Raw genomic sequence first — 21,051 nt, forward strand, 5'->3', positions numbered from 1 at the left:
ATACGTAAGTTAAGAAAAAGTAGTTTATGAGTAATGGAAATCACCTACGCAATATTCTCATAGGAGGTGTAGTATCTTTTAGCATATTTGAATTTTGCTTCTATTTGTCTGGTATATTATTCTACCTGTTTGTTGACGGTCCAGATGGTGTAGATTTTAGAGCAATTAATCCTAGCTTGACACCTTTTCCTCAAGCTCTCTGGCCGACAATTTTTGATCATATACAATATTGTTGGCATCATCCAGAGCTATATAGCTTTGAGCTCAAAATTAAATTAGTTGTATCTTCTGTACTGCCTCAAATTGTTTTGATGATTATTTTGTGGAATGTGAGAGAAAGACTAATTGAGTGGCGGCCATTTAAAAAGAAAGAATCACTTCATGGAGATTCACAGTGGGCATCAGAGAAAGACATACGAAAAGCGGGATTAAGAAGCAAAAAAGGTCTATTGCTTGGTAAAGATAAGAGAGGATATTTTATTGCTGATGGGTTTCAGCATGCATTGCTCTTTGCACCTACAGGCTCTGGTAAAGGTGTTGGTTTTGTAATTCCTAATTTGTTATTTTGGAATGATTCGGTAATTGTGCATGATATAAAATTAGAAAACTATGAAATAACAAGTGGTTGGCGAGAGCGACAAGGACAAAAAGTATATGTATGGAACCCAGCGCAGCCAGATGGGGTAAGCCATTGTTATAATCCACTGGAATGGATTAGTGAAAAACCTGGACAGATGGTTGACGATGTGCAAAAAATAGCTAACCTAATCATGCCTGAACAAGATTTTTGGCAAAACGAAGCAAGAAGCTTATTTGTTGGGGTGGTACTATATTTACTTGCTGCACCAGAGAAAGTTAAATCTTTTGGTGAGGTTGTGCGTACGATGCGTAGCGATGACGTAGTTTACAATCTTGCTGTAGTTTTGGACACAATGGGTAAAATAATACATCCGGTAGCGTATATGAACATTGCAGCTTTTTTGCAAAAGGCTGACAAAGAAAGATCAGGTGTTGTGTCAACTATGAACTCGTCGCTTGAATTGTGGGCAAACCCATTGATCGATACTGCAACTGCATCAAGTGATTTTAATATTTTGGATTTTAAAAAGAAGAAAACTACAGTTTATGTTGGTTTAACTCCTGATAACTTAACTAGGCTCAGGCCTTTAATGCAGGTGTTTTACCAACAGGCAACTGAGTTTTTATGTAGAAAATTGCCATCGGATGACGAGCCTTACGGCGTATTATTTTTAATGGATGAGTTTCCAACACTTGGAAAAATGGAGCAATTTCAAACGGGCATCGCATACTTTCGTGGCTATCGAGTAAGGTTATTTTTAATTGTTCAAGATACTGAACAGCTTAAAGGAATATATGAAGAAGCAGGAATGAACTCCTTTTTATCAAACTCAACCTATAGAATAACTTTTGCAGCCAATAATATTGAAACGGCTAATTTGATATCTCAGCTTATAGGAAACAAAACTGTACAACAAGAATCATTAAACAAACCTAAATTTTTAGACTTGAATCCTGCATCAAGATCATTGCATATCTCTGAAACACAGAGAGCATTGCTCTTACCTCAAGAAATTATTATGCTGCCACGTGATGATCAAATAATTTTGATAGAATCGACTTATCCAATTAAGTCAAAGAAAATTTTGTACTATAGTGATAGCACATTCACAAGAAGGCTGATTAAACCAACACGTGTGCCTACACAAGAGCCATATGATCTAAACAAGGTCTTTTCTGCTGCTAACAAAGATAAGATTAGTAATGAAGAAGAGAGTAATGCTATTGAAGCTGCTGATTATCCTGTTGAAGCTAAAACTGAAGATGCAGTATACGATGAGCCAGAGATTGAAGATGGATTTGAAGACGAGGATATTGATGATAAGTTTGAAGGTGGTGATGGGTTTGATGATGAGGAAGACGATGATGGGTTTGATGATGAAGACAGTAAGGATGAATTTGACGATGATGATGAATTTGAAGATGAGGACAAACTAGACGGCAATAAAATCGAGGATAGAGGTTAATTTTACCTATTTTTTAGCTTAGAAAATAATTAGTTTTTTCATATTAAATCATTTTTAATTAATTAGTACTAGATTAGCTATTTTAACTAGAGGAATAATCATGATGAGTAAAAAAACATTAGCAGTTACAGCACTTGCTTTATTGTTGTCACAACAATCTTTTGCAAGTGAAACGGAAGGATTTTACTTTGGTACTAGATATTACGGTCAATATTTGAACTTTGGTAAGTTGAAAGCAAAAATTGGAAGTAAAGATGCTACAGATGATAACCGTGTATCTATAAATGACATAGACGCTCAGAGAACAGAAGGTCAGTTAATAAGTAAGTATAAAGGAGATTATAACCCACCTTTTGCTGCAAATGTAACGTTTGGTTACACAGGAGAACTAGGCAATAATAGCTATAGAGCTGAATTGGAAGGGATGTACTCTTCTGTAAAAGTAGATAATATTGGTTTATCAAGTAATCAAGTAACTGTTTCGTATCTAAAAGACGTTGGTGAGAGTACTAATAAAAAAACTTATATGTATAAAACTGTAATTAATCATGACCAAGTAGAAAACGCATCTGTAATGGCAAATGTTTATCATTATTGGAAAAGTGATAGTTTTTCTTTTTCTCCTTACGTTGGTATTGGAGTTGGTGCAACAAGAATGACGATGTTTGAAAAATCGTCAATAAGACCTGCAGGTCAATTGAAAGCTGGCTTTGATTATCGTATAAACGAAGATGTAAATATGCACATCGGATATAGAGGTTTTGGTGTTCTTGGTAGTAATGTTGATTTTGAAGCAGAGGTGTTAGGAGAAATGAAAGAAAAGCAACAGGCAAACCCAGATGGAAAAAAGATATTAGAATTGAAGAAAGGTCAAAAACCATCGGACCAGAAGTTACACAAAGAAAGTATCAGTATAGGCAATCAAGTGTTTCACACACACGGTATAGAAGCTGGTCTTACTTTTCATTTTGCCAGCAAAGCTTAACTCTGATAGAGACATTTTCTTGGTAGCACGTCTGCGTTACACTACTGCAGCTGCTGACTTAGTAGCGGCCGCAGTAACTTCTTTCCTGTCATTCAGTCTCTTTTTTTCTCAGTTCCAGCGTGTAGGGCTGGAACAACAATAAAGAACATATAAAGAATGGTTATGCAAGAAGTCTACTTTTTATTCTTAATTAACTCTAAAGCCTTCTTCAGATCTATACTTTCAATATCTGCATTCTTGCCCAAAGCAACGTTTGTTTTACCGCATTTTATATAGAATCCGTACCTACCGTTGCAGATAAAAACTTCTTTTCCCTTTTCATTAAAACCAAGAGATTTTAGCTCTTTGCGTGGGCTGCTCTCAATAATTTGTATAGCTTCGTTTAATTGTGTGTCTAATACCTCCTTAGAGCTTTTTTTAAGAGAAAAGTATCGATCATCATAGAGAATATAGTACCCAAATCGTCCAAGACCTATTTTTACTTCCTTTCCAGTTTCTGGGTGTTCTCCGATTACTTTCGGCAAGGAAAGTAATCGAGTGGCGGTATTTAGATCAATATCATTAACATTTATATCTTTTGGTACAGAAATCTTTTTTTTCTTTTCTGACTCACTATTAAACTCCAGATAAAGTCCAAAAGGACCTTTTTTGATCATTACCTCTTGGCCTGTCACATCATCTATACCCAAACTTTTTGGATATTCTGAATTGTCATTACTGCCCGTAATTTCTTTTGTATGATTGCATGCAGGATAGTTAGAACATCCAAGAAACACACCGGCTTTTCCAAAATTTAATTTCAATATACCACCAGAGCAATTAGGACATTTTTTACCTATTTCTTCCTTTCCTTCCTCTGAGCAAAACCAATTGACTACCAAATCATGAATACCACTAAAAATCTCATCATGTGTCATTTGCTTAACAGAATTTACATGATTAAAAAATGGCACCCAAAAATAGCCTAGTTCTTTTTTCCAATCTGCATGTCCATTTGAGATTGAATCAAGCCTTTCTTCCATTTGTGCTGTAAAGTCATACTCTACACAACGCTGAAAAAAAGTTTCCAAAAATATAGTCACGATCTTACCGCGGCTGCTTGGAATAAATCTTTTGTTATCCAATGAAACATATTCACGATCTTGTAATACCGAAATAATTGTTGCATAAGTTGATGGGCGACCTATACCGACTTCTTCCATTTTTTTTACTATACTCGCTTCACTATAACGAGGTGGCGGTTGAGTAAAATGCTGTTTCGGATCAACAGAAATCAACTTGCACGCTTCCTCTTCCTTCATGGCAGGTAGCAGGCCTTCATTTTCGGCTTCCATGTTATCTTGATAGACTTTATAAAAACCATCAAAGAATATACTTGATCCACTTGCTCGCAGAATCACTTTCTGGTCAATAGAACTAATTCCAACTACCACTTGATCAAGAATCGCCGATTCCATTTGACTTGCGATGGTTCTTTTCCAGATTAAATCGTACAATTTAAATTGCTCTGGCGTTAAGTAATCCTTAATACTACCCGGTGTTCTATTAATATCAGTTGGCCGGATTGCTTCATGTGCTTCTTGAGCATTTTTGACCTTTTTTACATATTTACGAGGAGACTGCGGTAAATATTTATCACCATATAATGACTTAATTGATCCCCTGATTGAGTTTATAGCCTCATCTGCAATATGAAACCCATCTGTACGCATATAAGTTATCAACCCTACGGTTTCACCACCAATATTGATACCTTCATATAAATTTTGCGCTACTCGCATAACATTTTTCACATTAAAATACAGTTTATTCACTGCATCTTGCTGAAGACTTGAGGTGATAAATGGAGGAAGCGGGTTTCTCTTAACTTGCTTGCGTTCTACTGTGCTTACAGCATACTGCCTTGACTCGATCTCCCTGACTAAGTTCTTTGCCTCTTCTTCATTTTTAATATCAAATTTTTCTAGCTTTTTATTGTCATAGTGGCTTAGCATAGCAAAAAAAGCCTCATCTTTGCTATTTTGCATTTCTGCCTTTATGCTCCAATACTCCTGTGTTATAAACTTACTGATTTCATCCTCTCGTTCGCATATAAGCTTTAATGCAACAGACTGCACTCGCCCTGCAGATTTGCTTCCCGACAATTTTGTCCACAGCAGCGGTGACAAGCTAAATCCAACTAGATAATCCAAAGCTCTGCGTGCTTGCTGTGCACGCACTAAGTCCATATTAATTTCACGTGGATTTTTTATAGCTTCTTGCACTGCTCTTTTTGTTATTTCGTTAAAGACTACTCTATGAATGTTGCTTTCATCATTGATTGCTTTTCTTTCCTTTAGTGCCTCTATCACATTCCAAGCTATTGCTTCTCCTTCTCTGTCTGGATCTGTTGCAAGGTATATATCTGATGTTTTACTAGCTTCCTTGACTAACTCTTTTACATACTTTTCTGCTTTTTCAATAATCTCATACTTCATGGCAAAGTCATTATCAGGATCAACAGAACCATTCTTCGCTGGCAGATCTCTGACGTGGCCAAAGGATGCAGCCACTTTAAATTCTTTACTCAAATATTTACCTATCGTCTTTGCCTTTGCCGGCGACTCAACTATCAATAATGCCATAATTATTAGTACTTAAAGGTAATATGTTGAAATATATAGAATAAAAAGTAAAAAAATATTTTAATGGTCTTCTCAGTTTTTTAAGTGAATTGTTTTAATGTTAGCAAAAAACCTAATGAAAGAGCCTACTTTACAAATTTTCCCAACTCCCTTACCATAAGGATAACGCTATACTATTTATCTTCGTCTGTGCAGATTAAACGACAAAAGCATAACGCAGTTGTCGTCTTATTTTTAATTTTTTGCACTATGTGCATCTTATTTCTTTACAAAACTTCCAGTTTTTTAACCATATAAGCTGAAACGGGCTGTTTAAGACAGGCCAATTTTCAGGAGTCACAACTAGCTAATAGGGGGTTTCTTTTGTCTTTTTTCTACTTGGTAAATTTCTTGATATTTGTAGCTAAAGTAATTTAAGAGAGGTGTCATCCCAGTGCTCCGACACTGGGATGACAAGAAAAGGAGTACTGGAATGACAAGAAGGACATTCCACCATGTCATTCCAGCGGATGACCAGATTTTTTTATTTGATCCCAGACTGGCTGGTTATGCAAGTTCCAATTTTAATAATATTTACATATAAGCCATACGCTTGAGTTGCAAAGTTCTAAAAAGCAGCCAAAATAAAAATAAGTAGACATTTACAAATTAAACTAAGTGTACAATCAACAAACAAGAGTATTGATTGCAACAATACTCTGTAGAATCGCAATATGGTATGACCATATGCTCTTTATTGATCTGGTTAATATAATTAGTAGAGAATTTTGTTATGCAAAAGATATCTACTACAGCATATTGCAATTGTTTGGAATTGCAGGACTGGGTGCAATGGTAAGACCACTTGGTGCATCTGTATTTGGTCACATTGGTGATAGGTATGGAAGGAGAATGGCGTTAACGATTGCTATCTTGCTAATATCGATTCCTTCTAGTCTCGTTGCGTTTATTCCAAGTTATAGTAAAATAGGAATAACCTCTACTATGTTGCTTCTTACAATCCATCTGATACAAGGGGTTGCACTTGGCGCTGAGCAAGGAGGTAGCTCTGTTTATCTCATAGAGCATTTACCTAATAAGAAAAAACTAGGAATGTTTTTTGGAATAATAAGTTTTGGTCGCTCTATTGGCATATTGCTCTCTGTGGTTGCAGTGATCATTTGTAAAAAAACCACTGATTTTAACGCTTGGGGTTGGAGGCTGCCGTTTATTTTTTCAGCCATTTTAGGATTAATAAGCGCATATAGTATATATACACTAGGAGAAACTCCAGTGTATGAAAAAAATCGAGAACAAAGAAATTTACCTAATGTACCAATAATAGAGCTTACAAAACGCTATAAAAGAGCCCTGATACTTGCCATTTTAATATCTGTACCTGTTAATGTTGCTGTTGGATTTACCATATTTCTTAGAACAATTGCAAAAGAAATAGTGTCTGTTGAAACTTATGTAACAACGTATGTCAACGAAGTTGTACTCATTATAACCAGTATATTAATGCCGATATCTTCAATAGTGCTTGGAATTTTAGCTGATAAAACAGGAAGAGAACGCACTGCAATCTTATTTATAGTGATAACAATGGTAATATGTTGTCCTATGTTATCTATTGCATATTACTATAAAAGCTACCTAATAATTATGTTGAGTGTGATGGCTCTTTCTATAATCGAGAGGGGTATTAATCCTATAGGGATAGTTACTGCTGAGCTTTTTCCTACTAATGTTAGATTTAGTGGTGTGAGTTTATCACGTAACATTTCTTATGCCCTGCATGGTGGATTTACTCCTATGATATGCACTTGGTTTACTATAATGTTTCCTAAAATAGACTTTGCTGCTGGGCTTTATGTAATTTTTTGCTTATTAGTCAGCTTAGTAGCAATATTGCAAATAAAACCACAAGATAAAAAGTGTGATTGGTAATTTTCTCTATTTAAATTTATTTCACTTATTTAGCTAATTTTTATTACAATTATAATTTTGGCTTTTATGAAAACTGCATACGTATGTCAATTCTGCGGTCATAGCACTGGAAGGTGGGTAGGAAGGTGTATTGCATGTGACAGTTGGGATACGGTTGTCGAAGAAATAGTACTAAAAACAGAAACGAGAAGTACATCTGCACCAATTTCAATAAAAGCGTTATCAGATAGTGAAATTATTACCCCCGATCGTTTTTTAACAGGAATAGAAGAGTTAGATAGAGTTTTTGGTGGAGGTATCGTTCAAGGTGCTAGCATTTTAATTGGTGGTGAACCTGGAATTGGAAAATCTACTCTTTTGCTTAGGATTGCAGCTAATGTTGTACAACTTTCCTCTTTTGAATGTCTTTATGTATCTGGCGAGGAATCTTTAGAGCAAGTGAGCCTCAGAGCAAAGCGTCTTAAGATAAATGAACCTAAAATTAAGCTTTTATCTACAGTATCTTTAACTGATGTAGTAGCAACAATAAGGAAAAATAAAAGTATTAAGTTCTTGATAATTGATTCTATACAAACTATGTATGATAGCAAAGTCACATCAGCACCAGGAACTGTAACTCAAGTCCGTACCTGCGCTCATGAATTGACTGTTCTTGCAAAGCAATATGGTGTTTCTCTCTTAATAGTTGGCCATATAACGAAAGATGGACAAATAGCGGGACCTAAAACCCTGGAGCATATGGTAGATACAGTACTATATTTTGAGGGTGAAAATAGTAATCAATATCGCATTTTACGTACTATTAAAAATAGATTTGGCCCTGCAAATGAAATTGGTGTTTTTGAGATGTCTAAAGCAGGACTCATGCCTGTTGATAATCCATCATTATTATTCTTGACCGTACATGATAGAGAAGTAGTTGGCAGCGCCGTATTTGCAGGAGTTGAAGGCTCAAGACCAATCTTAATGGAAGTGCAAGCATTAATAGCAAGGACTAATATGGCAACTCCAAGAAGAGCAGTAGTTGGTTGGGATATTAATAGATTAGCTATGATAATCGCGGTTCTAAGTGCTCGTTGTAAAATGTTTTTGCATGATAAAGAAGTATACCTAAACATTGCGGGAGGACTCAAAATACAGGAACCATCAGCTGACCTTGCTGTTGCTGCTTCCCTTATTTCAAGTTTAGTAAATTTACCGCTGCCAATTTCTTCAATAATCTGCGGTGAGGTTGCACTTTCAGGAGAAATTAGAAATGTTTCGCATGCTGATCTCAGACTAAGGGAAGCACAAAAGTTAGGATTTAAAAAAGCGATTATGCCTAAAAATGGCAATTATTCTTCTCATGATATTGAGATAATTAAGCTTGGTCATATAAAAGAGTTAAAAGAGATCTTCAATCACAATTAAATATTATCTGCATGAACATTTTGCTTGTGAGAAGGATGTCATCCCAGCTTCCATAATGTCATCTGAGTAGGTGACACTGGCTTCTTTTTTTACTGTTTTTACTGTAATTAAAAATTCATTGGATCTTGATTATATATTTCCTCTGCTATAAGCAATAATTTTTCGCTCTCATCAAAGAGACTTTTTGCTCTAGCTGCTAATTTCTCACTAATTTGTGAATGAGGTTTAAAAACTTCAGAACTGTGCCTCTGAATGCATTCGTCGACGCATCGATAGTATTGATCTGTATAGCCATCTCTGTAGTTATAGCATTCCATGTAACATTGAGTCTTTGCATATTCTGTTGGTGCTTTTTGTTTCATAATATACTCCTTAATTAAAAACTAATACTTATATTAGCATACAAGTATAAATATTGTATTTATATTATTATAATTACTTTTCAAGTATACATGGCAAGTTGAAGTGGTTTTTGGTTGCCCACAAAACATATTAGATCCTTATTTCATATTTTTTAAAATATTTTTTTTCTTATACTTTCTTTATAAAAACCATGGGCGCCCATTATTAGCTAAAGTAAAGATCAAGTATCTGGAATTCTGGACATAAAATCCTCCTGTATAAAAAAGAGTTAGGAAAAAATGCAGTGCACATACGACAGATATACACTGAAGAATACATTCTTTAATAAGTTTGATTAAAAAGTCTGCAGACTAAAGATAGATTTTGAGCTCTTAAAATATCTCTATTTGTAATTATAATGAGATTGAAAATATGCGGAAGTAATTTTTATACGTTAACGGCTCACCCAACCCACTTGCAATCTGGATCCCAGACTGGGATGACAAGAAAAGGCTACTCAAATAGGAAGTACTGGAATGATACCATCTAAAAACGGCTTCTCATGATAATTAAGCTTGGTCATATGAGAAAATTAAAGAGATCTTCAATCACATTTAAACAGCGCTTCAGCAAACTCTTTGCCAGTAAATTCCCTCAGGTCTTCTATACTTTCACCAATTCCTATAGCGTGTAATTTCACCTTATAAGCTTCTGCAAGCCCAATCACTACTCCACCTTTGGCAGTACCATCTAGCTTTGTTACAATTAACCCGGTAACACCAACCATTTTACTAAAGGCCTCTAATTGGCTATAAGCATTTTGGCCAGTAGTTGCATCAAGAACTAAAATAACATCATGAGGAGCAGTATCATCCAATTTCTTTATCGTTCTATGTATTTTTGACAGCTCTTGCATGAGATTTACATTGTTTTGTAGCCTTCCTGCTGTATCAATTAAAACAACATCAACGCTATCTTTTATCGCTTGATTTACAGCTCTATATGCCACACTTGCAGAATCGCTACCGTGCTCTCCAGTAACAATAGAGCAATCAGAACGTTCTGCCCAAATATTTAATTGCTCACTCGCAGCAGCTCTGAATGTGTCGCACGCAACAAGCATAACGGATTTTCCTTTTTCCTTATATTTATGGGCAAGTTTACCTATAGTTGTAGTTTTTCCATTACCATTCACTCCGCATACCATTATTATGTGTGGTTTTTTATTCAAAATGAGCGGCTGCACAACAGGGTTTAATATTGTTTCTATTTCGCTCATTAACTGCTGTGTGATAATGTTATGTTCAACTTCTGATTCAAATTTGATACTTGCGAGCTTATCAATAAGCAATCTAGAAGTTTTATGACCTATATCCATGCTAATCAGCAGCTCTTCCAGATCATCTAAAAGCGACTGATCTAATTTTTTTTTGCTAGAAAAAATATTTTTTACTCCATCACTAAAACGGGAGGAGGTTTTTAATAGTCCTTGATAAAGATTACTGAATAAACTCAAGAAATACTCCTTCTAAAATTACCATATAAAGAATGACATGCACTATATGTATTTGTAAAGTAAATACACTCGTAACCTATATATTTTGTGAGTAAAATGTACCGCTTGCTAGTGTATTTTACTTTAGTTTTTAACCTAAATATGTTATAATGTAAGTAATGGTTTACGGGTAATCTATGAGTTATAATGAGAAAATTTTAGATCATTACGAAAATCCAAGGAATGTTGGTTCTCTGGATAAAAATGATCCAAATGTTGGTACTGGTCTAGTTGGTGCACCATCATGCGGAGATGTAATGAAACTGCAAATAAAGGTCAACGATAAAGGTGTTATTGAAGACGCAAAATTTAAAACTTTTGGTTGTGGTTCTGCTATAGCTTCAAGTTCTTTGCTTACAGAAATGATCAAAGGAAAAACTATTGAGGATGTAACAAAGATAAAGAATACTCAAATAGTGGAAGAATTGTCTTTGCCGCCAGTAAAGATACACTGTTCAGTACTTGCTGAGGATGCTATAAAAGCTGCTATTCATGATTATCAAAATAAACAAAAACATTGAGGAATATGAGTGAATTTCAAGGAGTAAATTCTGTTAAAAAACCTATCACTCTAACTGCAAATGCAGTAGAGAGGGTAAGGTTTTTATTGGACAAAAAGAAGCATGCTAACCTTGAAGAAGCAATAGGAATAAGAGTTCTAATTAAGCAAAAAGGATGCTCTGGTTTAAAATATGATATTGAATATGCATATGATGTTCGTCCTTTGGAGTCGGTAATTGAAGAAAGCTGCAGTGATGATCAAAAAGTCAAGGTGCTGATCGATCCAAAATCTATCATGTTTATCCTTGGCTCTGAAATGGATTATGTAGAGGAAAAATTCTCATCAGGTTTTATTTTCAAAAATCCTAATGAGAAAGGAAAATGTGGTTGTGGAGAGAGTTTTCATGTCTAGCAACCATTTCACATTATTTGGAATTGAACCGGCTTTTAACATCAGCTTTGATGAGCTGGAGAAAAAATATATTGAGCTAAGCAAAACTGATATAAATGAAAGAGAGTCCAAAAATATGGAAAATATCAACAAAGCTTATCAGGTACTGAAGTCACCGCTAAAGCGTGCCGAACATTTGTTGGATCTTTTTGACGTACAAAGCAAAAAAGAGCATCTTGATCCTGAAATATTAAATGAATCAATGGAAATAAGAGAATACTTTCTAGACTGCGATGATTTACAATTTGCAAGTAGGATGATTGATGAAAAGGTAAAAGATTGTACTAAAAACCTAATTAATGCTTTTGCTACAAAAAATTTTGATGAAGCTGCTACGCAAGTTTTTAGATTGAGATATTTATATAAGTCATTTGAGGAGATAAAGGAAAATGCGGCCAGTTCAAATTTCTGAACCAAGTTCAAATGAGGTGGTTTTTGGTATAGATCTTGGAACTACTAACTCTTTAATTGCCATGGTAAATAAAGCTGGCAATGTAGAAATATTTAAAGATGAGCAAGGTCGTGAACTATTACCTTCTGTCATTTCATATGAAAAGGATATACTAAAAGTAGGCTACGATGTTAGCAAGAATGCTATCTGCTCTATAAAACGCTTAATGGGTAAAAGTGTTAAAGACTTGCATAAAGAAGGTATCAATTGTGAAATAGATAACGAAAGTGAAAAAGTTATTAGGGTAAAATGCTCAGAGGAAAAGTATCTTACTCCTATTGAGATCTCTGCTGAGATACTAAAAACTCTATGCAAGAGGGTAAAAAAATTCACAGGGATGAAAGTTAACAAAGCAGTGATTACTGTACCAGCTTATTTTGATGATTCAGCACGTAACGCAACCAAATATGCAGCAAAATTAGCTGGCATAGATGTTCTTCGCCTCATTAATGAACCAACCGCTGCAGCACTTTCTTACTCCATTGAAAAGAACAATAACAGTGGCATATATGCAGTTTATGACCTCGGTGGTGGAACATTTGACATTTCAATATTAAAATTACATCAAGGAGTGTTTCAAGTTCTTGCAGTTGGTGGTGATACTAAACTTGGTGGTGATGATTTTGATCATCTACTTAGTTTAATCGTGCTTGAAAAGTATAGAGAACAGGTAGGTTTAAATAAAAAATGCTCTAGTGTCATCCCGGTGCTCCGACACTGGGATCCAGAAAGTTTGATTGCAAGTGAACACACCAGAAAGTTATATAATAAGAACTGGATTCCAGTGTCAAGCACTGGAATGACACCATCTGATACAACTACCTACAAATTACAACATTCATACACTAAAACTGGTATCTGCAATATACGTGCTATAAAAGAGTACCTAAGTGAAAATGCATCTGGCACTTTTGAATTCAGCATCAATGGTGAATTATTTAAGTGCAAAATTACCAAAGAAGAATTCGAGCAAGCAATCAGTCCTTTGGTTAATAAGACTATAAATATAGTTACTCGTACTATAAGCAACATAGATCTTAAAATCGATGATATAAAAGGGGTAATTTTAGTTGGTGGTGCAACTAGAGTGCCATTAGTGCAAAATTCACTAATCAAACTCTTTGGCAATAAAGTGCTGAATGATGTGGATCCGGACAAAGCAGTTGCCAATGGGGCAGCTTTGCAGGCTCATTATTTAACTTCAAACTCAAAAGATAGGAATATTCTCCTTGATGTGCTGCCTTTATCACTTGGCATAGAAACTATGGGGGGAATAGTTGAAAAAATTATACCAAGAAATACACCACTACCAGTTTCAGAAATAAAAGAGTTTACAACTTACGCTAACGGGCAAACAGCAATGAAAATTCACGTTTGTCAAGGAGAACGTGAAATGATAAAAGATAATAAATCTCTAGCACGATTTGAACTCAAAGGTATACCACAATTGCCTGCAGGTTCTGCAAAAGTTGAAATAGGATTTACAGTTAGCATTGATGGAATATTGACTGTCACTGCAAGAGAAAAAACTACTGGAGTCGAACAGACAGTTGAAATAAATTCAAGCTCTGGCTTAAGTGAAGAAGATATTCAAGATATGGTCAATCAGTCAGTAAGTAACTTTGATGAAGATATGAAGGCTCGTTCCCTTGCAGAGGCTAAAATTAACGGTAACAAGCTCATACATCTAGTTGAAAATGTTTCCACTGAGCAAAAGTTAAAAATTTTACTACAGAACGCAAAAGACGCTTTACAGGAAAATGACTTAGACAACATTAATAATGCTATCTCTGAGTTAGAAAACTCTGCTTTAGAATTATGCGAATCAGCAGACAGATAGAGTTCATACAACTTTGTGAAGTACCCTGTCAAATCTCAGAGCAATAGGTAACCTAAAATCAAACGGCAACCAATCAACTTTGCCTAATTTAAACGATAAACCAACCATGCTTACGCGTCCAACTATATTTTCAGTTGGTATTAACCCAATTTCAGAAAACCTGCTATCAAAAGAATTATTTCTATTGTCTCCCATAACAAAAAATTGATCATCAGGCACATAATAAACTGGAGTATTGTATGATAACTTATTAGAAAGATTATCTATTAGAATTTCATGCTCCTTGCCGCTCGGGAGTGTTTCGATGTATCTTGCTATATTACGCTTTGACTCATAATCAAAAAAATTTTCAATTTGTCTTCGCTTTACTTTCTGATCATTTAAATATAACTCCCCCTCTATCATTTGCACTTTATCGCCCGGTATTCCTATTACCCGCTTAACAAATCTAATGCTGTCATTTCTTGTAGGCTTGAAAACTATTATATCACCACGCTCCGGAGGGGTATAAAAGATTCTACCGCTAAAGATGTTTGGAGAAAATGGAAAAGAGTGTTTACTATAACCATATGAATATTTACTAGTAAAAATATAATCTCCCTCAAGTAGAGTGCTTTTCATTGAACCAGAAGGAATATGAAATGGCTCAAATAAAAAACTACGTATTGATAGCGCAATTAGTAGCAAAAAAAACAGTGAAGATAAAAACTTTCTCGTTCTTGCTATCCGGTTCTCTCTCAATTCTTTCAATTTTATTTTCTTTATAAATTTAAGCTTATCATAACACATAAAAGTGGTAATGTGAAATTTTACTCATGGGTGTTATTGCTCTTTTTCGAAAGTCGAAATAAGCTCTCAAGTAATTGACAGTGATTGATAACCAATAGACATCATTTGCTATGCAATATTGTATAAATCACAATGCTAGTTTTACTGAAAATTATACTATTTTAGATATAATTATAATATTTAAACTTAAGGTATAGGGATGAACCCTACAATTAGAAAGGTTTTTTGTATTCTACTTATAGTATTATTTATTTCTTTTTCTCATGTTGGAAGTGCTGCTAACTCTAATGACGATACAACTGCTCAAGTAATATGTAATATTATTGGCTACGTTTGGGGAATAGGTGGACCGCTTATGACCGTAGTGATAATAGGAGCAGCTTTACTTGCAATATTTGGTAGAATGCCGTGGCCTGCTCTTTTCGCCCTCGGTGTATTTTGCGCTGTGTTTTTTGGCGCTAAAACTATTGTCATAAAAGTAATGGGTGGTATAAACTCTACAAATGCCTCTTTTATGGAAGAATGTGGAACGGGAGATAAAAAAAAGAGTCAATAGGACTATTTCTTTCTAAAGCAGACTTGGTGCACAGCTTCAACTATATCTTCCACTTGTGGTAATGCTTTCTTTTCTAGGTTTGCAGCATAAGGTAAGGGGACATCCTTGCCGGTTACCCGTACAACCGGAGCGTCAAGGTAGTCAAATCCTTGTTCCATAACCATGGCTGAGAGTTCTGCTCCTATTCCTGCAAATGGCCAACCCTCTTCTATGCTTACTAATCTATTGGTCTTCTTAATAGAGTTAATAACTGTTTCAGTGTCAAGTGGTCTTAAGGTTCTGAGGTCGATAACTTCAGCTTCTATTCCTTCACTAGAGAGTAAATCTGCTGCATTTAACGCATCCATTAGTTTCAATGAAAAAGCAGTGATAGTTACATCCTTTCCTTCCCGTATAACAGCAGCTTTGCCTATCTCAAGTAGATAATCTTTGTTTGATAGCTCAGAGTCAGGAACTTCATGCTCATGTCCATAAGCGATCTCGTTTTCTAGAAATATTACCGGATTAGGGTCACGAATTGCAGCTTTAAGCAGACCTCTGCAATCGGAGGCAAAGTAAGGTGCTATTACTTTCAACCCTGGAACATGCGAATACCAAGATGCAAAGCACTGAGAATGTTGTGCTGCAACTCTTGCTGCAGCACCATTTGGTCCACGAAATACTATAGGGCATCCAAGTTGTCCACCCGACATATAATTTGTTTTTGCTGCGGAATTCACAATTTGGTCGATAGCCTGCATAGAAAAATTAAAAGTCATAAACTCGACTATTGGCCTCAGTCCAGCAAATGCTGCTCCAACAGCAAGACCAGCAAATCCATGTTCAGTAATGGGTGTATCAACTACCCTATTTTCTCCAAACTCTTTCAGTAATCCTTTCGTTACTTTATAAGCACCATCATACTCTGCAACTTCTTCACCCATGATAAATATATCAGGGTCATTTTGCATTTCTTCTCTGATCGCTGTGCATAAAGCTTCTCTTACACTTAAGATTGCCATTTGTAAACCTGTAGATTTCAACTGAAATAACTATATCAAAATTACCAGGAAGCGCACAAGTTAAGTTTTACAAGCATCATGTTGCATTGAGCATTGAATACTTACTTCTTTTAATTCAGTAGGTTGCGGTGATAGTGCGTATGTAACTCCACCGACTATCAATGAAGACATCACAGAAGTTGCAATCATCAATAGAATTGGTAATTGGAAGGCTATACTAAAGGCAACACCTACTGTCAACATGATTGCAAAGTTTACAGAAGCAATTTTTAAGAAAGACAGTTGTCTTTTTTCTGTTTTTTCTAGTAATACTTTATTTGCTTTGGTTTTGCTTAATTCACTATTAAGTGTTGTATTCTCGTTTTCCAGATCTTTTATTTTTTGCTTTAGTGATTGATTCTCTTTACTGAGCTTATCAACTATTTCTAACCGAGTCTCATGTCCAGCTACGTCACTCTTTGATTTTTCTAGTTCTTTCTCAACATGTTTTAATTCTTTACCTGGCTTTTCTAACTTCCGAATTTGGCTATCTTTCAACTGAACTTGAGTTTGCAGGCTTTCTAAAGTTTGGTTATCAACTTCATTAGCTGCCCCGTCGTAATTTATTTCGGAGTAGGAAGAAGTATCAAACGTAGTTTCAAGTGCTAAACCGTTGTCGTCACTACTAACGCTTTCACCAATAGGAGTCTGTTTACCACTATATGTAACACTTCCTCTTTGCGGTGACTCAAATTTTTCTACCATATTCTTAACACCAGCATGTAAGTATTGCTCACTTACTATACTGTCACTACTTTCGCACGTAACAGGAGCCTGTGCACCACTACGTATGGTATTGTATTGTTTCACAGAATTTATAACATCTGCTGATACATCAGTTTTTTTCTCATGCTTTGTATAAAAATTTTGTTCTGCTTTCTTTAACATTTCCTCTATAGCTTCTTTATTCTCTGTATTACCAACTATCTCTCTTGGAGTCTTATTTTTGCTTTTTAATGAAGGATTGACTCGATTGTCATTTAGTAACCGTTTTACCATGTCTTTATGTCCACAAGAAGCAGCAATATGCAAAGCAGTTAGCCCATCATTTTTAGAGCCATCTTTTACTCGAGCGCTAACACTTGCTTTCTTTTTTAGTAAAAGTTCCACTATTAACATATTGTTGCATGCTGTAGCAAGATGTAACAACGTCCAATCTTCTGCAGCTTCTTCTAAAATTTTTATACTAAATTGATGTTCTTTACTAAAATTTTTACTAAACTTGTTGTACTCTCCTGCATCTTTTCCTTTTAACTCATTCTTTATTCTTTCAAGTAAATTATCTTCATCCAAACCTCCACTTTTACTTACCTCATTTATTATTTCAAAAAACTTCTCCTTCTCTATTGCCACAACCTTTCCCTCTCAATTTATTTTTATCACTGCATAATCTCACAAAAAAGTTAAATTTATCAAAATTCTATATTTTATATAAAATAAAATTTCCTGTTTCCAAAAATTGGTAAGCATGTTTTTGATGAGATTGTAGAAAACATACTTTTATGACACCATTTGTTGTACGAACTAACTTGGCGAAAACAGATGTTCATATAGTTGTGTGGCAAAATGTTTTGCACTAGTTATGCTACTTCGTTTTCCATAACAGTTAAAAAAATTAGTAGCAAGTTGTTGTGAGTTTATGTATTTTGAGGCTGTAATGGTCAAAGGTACATGAAGTATGATCAGAGTTAAAGGTGCAAGAGAGCATAATTTGCAGGGTATTGATGTCAATATACCAAAAAATAAGTTAGTTGTTATAACTGGACTAAGTGGTTCTGGTAAGTCTAGCCTTGCATTCGATACGATTTATGCAGAAGGCCAACGCCGATACGTCGAAAGTCTATCGGCTTATGCACGTCAATTTCTTAATATTCAAGATAAACCAGATGTTGAGTCAATCACAGGCCTCTCTCCTGCAATATCAATTAATCAAAAGTCGATCTCAAAAAATCCAAGATCAACTGTTGGAACCGTTACTGAAATTTACGATTATGTACGTTTGATATATGCACGAGTGGGAATACCTTATTCGCCTGTAACTGGGTTGCCAATAACGAAACAGGCTGTATCTCAAATTGTAGATACTATTATAGCATTACCTTTAGAAACTAAAATATATATACTTGCTCCTATTGTGCGTGGCAGAAAAGGAGAGCACTTCAAAGAGATATTGGAAATTAAAAAGCAGGGTTACGTGAGACTAAAAATAGATGGTGAAACATACAATATAGATGACTTGCCTAAACTCGACAAAAACAAGAAACATGATATTTTTGTTATTGCAGATAGAATCTCCATGTCAGATGATATAGGAAATCGACTACCAGGCAGTATAGAATCAGCATTGAGGCTGGGCCATGGCTTAATGTATGCAGAAATAGTGAACTTACCTGATAACCACAATTCCGAGTATAAAAATGGTCAAACTTTAACTTTCTCAGAGAATTTTGCATGTCCTGAGTCTGGCTTTACTCTTGAAGAAATAGAGCCAAGATTGTTTTCTTTTAACAGCCCCTACGGTGCATGCAGTTCATGCAGTGGGCTCGGTAAAAAACTAAGTGTTGATGCAAAGCTAATAGTGCCAGACGAAACGCTCTCGATATCTGAAGGTGCTTTAAAGCCAATTGGATCAATGTTCCGTCAAGTGCATACAAACTATGGATTGCTAAAAAATGCAATTCTATCACTGGCTGAAAATTGCAAATTTAGCCTTGATGTTCCGTGGAAGAATATAGACCAAAAAGTGAAGGATTTAATACTTTTTGGCTCTAGAGAAATGAAATTTCAAGGTTTGGTCAGTATCCTAGAACGCCAGATGGATTACGATGCATCACTTATTGATAGGTATTGTTCTGTTACTGACTGCAAAGAATGTGCTGGCTATAGATTGAGAAAAGAAGCACTTACAGTGAAAATTGACGAAAAACATATAGGTGAAATATCAAGGCTCAGCATCGATGAATCCCTTAAGTGGTTTGGAAATTTATCAGACAAACTTACAGAACAACAAAGGCAAATTTCAAATAAAATATTAAACGAAATAATCAAAAGGCTGACATTTTTAAAGAATGTAGGGCTAAATTACCTTACACTTGACCGTGAATCTAGCACTCTCTCTGGTGGTGAAAGCCAGAGGATCAGGCTTGCTTCGCAAATTGGCTCTGGTTTAACAGGAGTGCTATACGTGCTTGATGAGCCCTCAATTGGCCTTCATCAATGTGATAATGATCGATTAATTACCACACTTAAAAATCTGAGAGACATGGGTAATACTGTGATTGTTGTTGAACATGATGAAGACACAATAATGGCTGCTGATTATGTGATTGATATTGGTCCTGGAGCTGGCGTGAATGGAGGAAAAATCGTTGCAGAAGGAACACCAGATCAGGTACAAAAAAATTCAGAAAGCATAACAGGACAGTATTTAAGTGGAAAGAAGGAAATTTCAATTTCAAAAAGAAGAAAGCAAACAACTCAGTTCATAAAGGTAGTTAATGCTTGTGAGAACAACTTAAAAAATATAAATGTTGAATTTCCTATAGGGAATTTTATTTGTGTTACTGGAATATCAGGAGGAGGGAAATCAAGTTTAGTGATAGAAACATTATATAAATACTCAGCACACAAGATAAATCATTCATCTGCAAGGCATGGTCAATGCGACAAAATAGAAGGCCTTGAGTATATAGATAAAATTATAGAAGTTGATCAATCGCCAATTGGTAGGACCCCAGCATCAAATCCAGCAACATATGTTGGTATGTTTACTCACATCAGAAATTGGTTTGCAGGTCTCCCAGAGTCGAAGGCACGAGGTTACAATATAGGCCGATTTTCATTTAATACCAAGGGAGGAAGATGTGAAGCTTGTAAAGGTGATGGGCATTTAAAGATCGAGATGCATTTCCTACCGGACGTTTATGTGAAATGTGAGCAATGTAGAGGACAGAGGTATAACCGAGAAACATTGGAAGTTACTTACAAGGGAAAATCAATTTCTGATGTGCTTGATATGACAATAGATCAAGCATGTGACTTTTTTGAAAATCTTCCAATGATAAAGGAAAAGTTGATTTCTTTACAGGAAGTAGGGCTTGGCTATATAACGCTTGGACAGTCGTCAACAACGTTGTCCGGGGGTGAAGCACAACGAATAAAGCTGTCTAAGGAACTATCAAAGCGATTTACCGGGAAAACATTGTATATTCTCGATGAGCCAACAACTGGGTTACATTTTGAAGATGTAAATAATTTACTGAAAATACTCCATAGGCTAGTTGATTTAGGAAATACTGTTATAGTTATTGAGCACAATTTACATGTTATAAAAACTGCTGATTACATAATAGATATTGGTCCAGAGGGTGGAGTAAAAGGTGGCGAAGTGGTTGCTGTAGGAACTCCAGAAAAAGTTGCACAGACTCCAAAAAGCGTTACAGGCAAGTATCTTAAAACATATTTATTGGATCAAGTATCGACTATTTCTTAATAATTAGGTTATGAGGAGCATTTTAAAAGGTATACCTAACA

At 35.4% G+C, this 21,051-nt stretch carries 16 protein-coding genes; 10 read left to right on the forward strand and 6 right to left on the reverse strand.

What is annotated here, in order from left to right:
- The first annotated feature begins 26 nt into the window (after window positions 1–26).
- Window positions 27–2,045 carry a type IV secretory system conjugative DNA transfer family protein gene (locus tag AAGD65_RS04235; protein ID WP_264682678.1) on the forward strand — a complete coding sequence of 673 codons (2,019 nt, stop codon included), beginning with the start codon at window positions 27–29 and terminating at the stop codon, window positions 2,043–2,045.
- Window positions 2,046–2,145: 100 nt separating this feature from the next.
- Window positions 2,146–3,030: a P44/Msp2 family outer membrane protein gene (locus tag AAGD65_RS04240; RefSeq protein WP_264682679.1), complete on the forward strand. Its 885-nt coding sequence runs from the start codon at window positions 2,146–2,148 to the stop codon at window positions 3,028–3,030.
- Window positions 3,031–3,203: 173 nt separating this feature from the next.
- On the opposite strand, the gene topA is transcribed toward AAGD65_RS04240, so the two are convergent.
- Window positions 3,204–5,654 carry a type I DNA topoisomerase gene (topA, locus tag AAGD65_RS04245; RefSeq protein ID WP_264682680.1) on the reverse strand — a complete coding sequence of 817 codons (2,451 nt, stop codon included), beginning with the start codon at window positions 5,652–5,654 and terminating at the stop codon, window positions 3,204–3,206.
- 657 nt (window positions 5,655–6,311) lie between these two features.
- Between topA and AAGD65_RS04250 the strand changes: the two genes are divergently transcribed.
- Window positions 6,312–7,583 (forward strand): MFS transporter, encoded by a 1,272-nt coding sequence (locus AAGD65_RS04250; RefSeq protein ID WP_064085808.1) that lies wholly within the window; start codon window positions 6,312–6,314, stop codon window positions 7,581–7,583.
- Window positions 7,584–7,649: 66 nt separating this feature from the next.
- Entirely contained in the window at window positions 7,650–8,993 is a 1,344-nt protein-coding gene (radA, locus tag AAGD65_RS04255; RefSeq protein WP_264682222.1) for a DNA repair protein RadA, read from the forward strand.
- Window positions 8,994–9,100: 107 nt separating this feature from the next.
- On the opposite strand, the gene AAGD65_RS04260 is transcribed toward radA, so the two are convergent.
- On the reverse strand, window positions 9,101–9,355 hold the full coding sequence (locus AAGD65_RS04260; protein WP_264682220.1) for a hypothetical protein: 255 nt from the start codon (window positions 9,353–9,355) through the stop codon (window positions 9,101–9,103).
- 584 nt (window positions 9,356–9,939) lie between these two features.
- The gene (gene ftsY / locus AAGD65_RS04265) at window positions 9,940–10,851 is read right to left on the reverse strand and encodes a signal recognition particle-docking protein FtsY (RefSeq protein WP_264682218.1); all 912 of its coding nucleotides are present in this window, start codon (window positions 10,849–10,851) and stop codon (window positions 9,940–9,942) included.
- Between the two features lie 176 nt (window positions 10,852–11,027).
- On the opposite strand from ftsY, the gene iscU reads away from it, so the two are divergent.
- Genes iscU through AAGD65_RS04285 form a run of 4 tightly spaced genes read left to right on the forward strand, consistent with a single transcriptional unit; the run spans window position 11,028 to window position 14,133 of the window.
- Window positions 11,028–11,411: a Fe-S cluster assembly scaffold IscU gene (gene iscU, locus AAGD65_RS04270; protein WP_006012607.1), complete on the forward strand. Its 384-nt coding sequence runs from the start codon at window positions 11,028–11,030 to the stop codon at window positions 11,409–11,411.
- Window positions 11,412–11,416: 5 nt separating this feature from the next.
- Window positions 11,417–11,803: a HesB/IscA family protein gene (locus AAGD65_RS04275; protein ID WP_006012614.1), complete on the forward strand. Its 387-nt coding sequence runs from the start codon at window positions 11,417–11,419 to the stop codon at window positions 11,801–11,803.
- Window positions 11,796–12,254 carry an iron-sulfur cluster co-chaperone HscB C-terminal domain-containing protein gene (locus tag AAGD65_RS04280; RefSeq protein ID WP_006012616.1) on the forward strand — a complete coding sequence of 153 codons (459 nt, stop codon included), beginning with the start codon at window positions 11,796–11,798 and terminating at the stop codon, window positions 12,252–12,254. Before AAGD65_RS04275 ends, AAGD65_RS04280 begins: the two co-directional genes overlap by 8 nt.
- The gene (locus tag AAGD65_RS04285) at window positions 12,232–14,133 is read left to right on the forward strand and encodes an Hsp70 family protein (RefSeq protein ID WP_264682204.1); all 1,902 of its coding nucleotides are present in this window, start codon (window positions 12,232–12,234) and stop codon (window positions 14,131–14,133) included. The genes AAGD65_RS04280 and AAGD65_RS04285 overlap by 23 nt, the downstream gene beginning before the upstream one ends.
- A 3-nt stretch (window positions 14,134–14,136) precedes the next feature.
- On the opposite strand, the gene lepB is transcribed toward AAGD65_RS04285, so the two are convergent.
- Window positions 14,137–14,922 (reverse strand): signal peptidase I, encoded by a 786-nt coding sequence (gene lepB, locus AAGD65_RS04290; RefSeq protein WP_007302623.1) that lies wholly within the window; start codon window positions 14,920–14,922, stop codon window positions 14,137–14,139.
- A gap of 199 nt (window positions 14,923–15,121) precedes the next feature.
- Here lepB and AAGD65_RS04295 point away from each other — a divergent pair, with 199 nt between their 5' ends.
- On the forward strand, window positions 15,122–15,478 hold the full coding sequence (locus AAGD65_RS04295) for a TrbC/VirB2 family protein (protein WP_007302624.1): 357 nt from the start codon (window positions 15,122–15,124) through the stop codon (window positions 15,476–15,478).
- 2 nt (window positions 15,479–15,480) lie between these two features.
- On the opposite strand, the gene AAGD65_RS04300 is transcribed toward AAGD65_RS04295, so the two are convergent.
- Together AAGD65_RS04300 and AAGD65_RS04305 are read right to left on the reverse strand one after the other, a co-directional pair.
- Window positions 15,481–16,479, reverse strand: a complete 999-nt coding sequence (locus AAGD65_RS04300) for a pyruvate dehydrogenase complex E1 component subunit beta (protein ID WP_264375491.1) — start codon at window positions 16,477–16,479, stop codon at window positions 15,481–15,483.
- 60 nt (window positions 16,480–16,539) lie between these two features.
- Window positions 16,540–17,871: an ankyrin repeat domain-containing protein gene (locus AAGD65_RS04305; RefSeq protein WP_264682195.1), complete on the reverse strand. Its 1,332-nt coding sequence runs from the start codon at window positions 17,869–17,871 to the stop codon at window positions 16,540–16,542.
- A gap of 325 nt (window positions 17,872–18,196) precedes the next feature.
- Here AAGD65_RS04305 and uvrA point away from each other — a divergent pair, with 325 nt between their 5' ends.
- Window positions 18,197–21,010: an excinuclease ABC subunit UvrA gene (uvrA, locus tag AAGD65_RS04310; RefSeq protein WP_010405033.1), complete on the forward strand. Its 2,814-nt coding sequence runs from the start codon at window positions 18,197–18,199 to the stop codon at window positions 21,008–21,010.
- Window positions 21,011–21,051 lie beyond the last annotated feature (41 nt).

Source organism: Wolbachia endosymbiont (group B) of Chesias legatella, from assembly GCF_964026945.1.
In the GTDB taxonomy this organism is placed as follows: domain Bacteria; phylum Pseudomonadota; class Alphaproteobacteria; order Rickettsiales; family Anaplasmataceae; genus Wolbachia.

Excerpts from the sequence above, each read along its gene's own strand:
- AAGD65_RS04235 (WP_264682678.1), top strand. The coding sequence starts at position 27 with ATGAGTAATGGAAATCACCTACGCAATATTCTCATAGGAGGTGTAGTA.
- AAGD65_RS04240 (WP_264682679.1), top strand. The coding sequence starts at position 2,146 with ATGATGAGTAAAAAAACATTAGCAGTTACAGCACTTGCTTTATTGTTG.
- topA (WP_264682680.1), bottom strand. The coding sequence starts at position 5,654 with ATGGCATTATTGATAGTTGAGTCGCCGGCAAAGGCAAAGACGATAGGT.
- radA (WP_264682222.1), top strand. The coding sequence starts at position 7,650 with ATGAAAACTGCATACGTATGTCAATTCTGCGGTCATAGCACTGGAAGG.
- AAGD65_RS04260 (WP_264682220.1), bottom strand. The coding sequence starts at position 9,355 with ATGAAACAAAAAGCACCAACAGAATATGCAAAGACTCAATGTTACATG.
- iscU (WP_006012607.1), top strand. The coding sequence starts at position 11,028 with ATGAGTTATAATGAGAAAATTTTAGATCATTACGAAAATCCAAGGAAT.
- AAGD65_RS04275 (WP_006012614.1), top strand. The coding sequence starts at position 11,417 with ATGAGTGAATTTCAAGGAGTAAATTCTGTTAAAAAACCTATCACTCTA.
- AAGD65_RS04280 (WP_006012616.1), top strand. The coding sequence starts at position 11,796 with ATGTCTAGCAACCATTTCACATTATTTGGAATTGAACCGGCTTTTAAC.
- AAGD65_RS04285 (WP_264682204.1), top strand. The coding sequence starts at position 12,232 with ATGCGGCCAGTTCAAATTTCTGAACCAAGTTCAAATGAGGTGGTTTTT.
- lepB (WP_007302623.1), bottom strand. The coding sequence starts at position 14,922 with ATGTGTTATGATAAGCTTAAATTTATAAAGAAAATAAAATTGAAAGAA.
- AAGD65_RS04295 (WP_007302624.1), top strand. The coding sequence starts at position 15,122 with ATGAACCCTACAATTAGAAAGGTTTTTTGTATTCTACTTATAGTATTA.
- AAGD65_RS04300 (WP_264375491.1), bottom strand. The coding sequence starts at position 16,479 with ATGGCAATCTTAAGTGTAAGAGAAGCTTTATGCACAGCGATCAGAGAA.
- uvrA (WP_010405033.1), top strand. The coding sequence starts at position 18,197 with ATGATCAGAGTTAAAGGTGCAAGAGAGCATAATTTGCAGGGTATTGAT.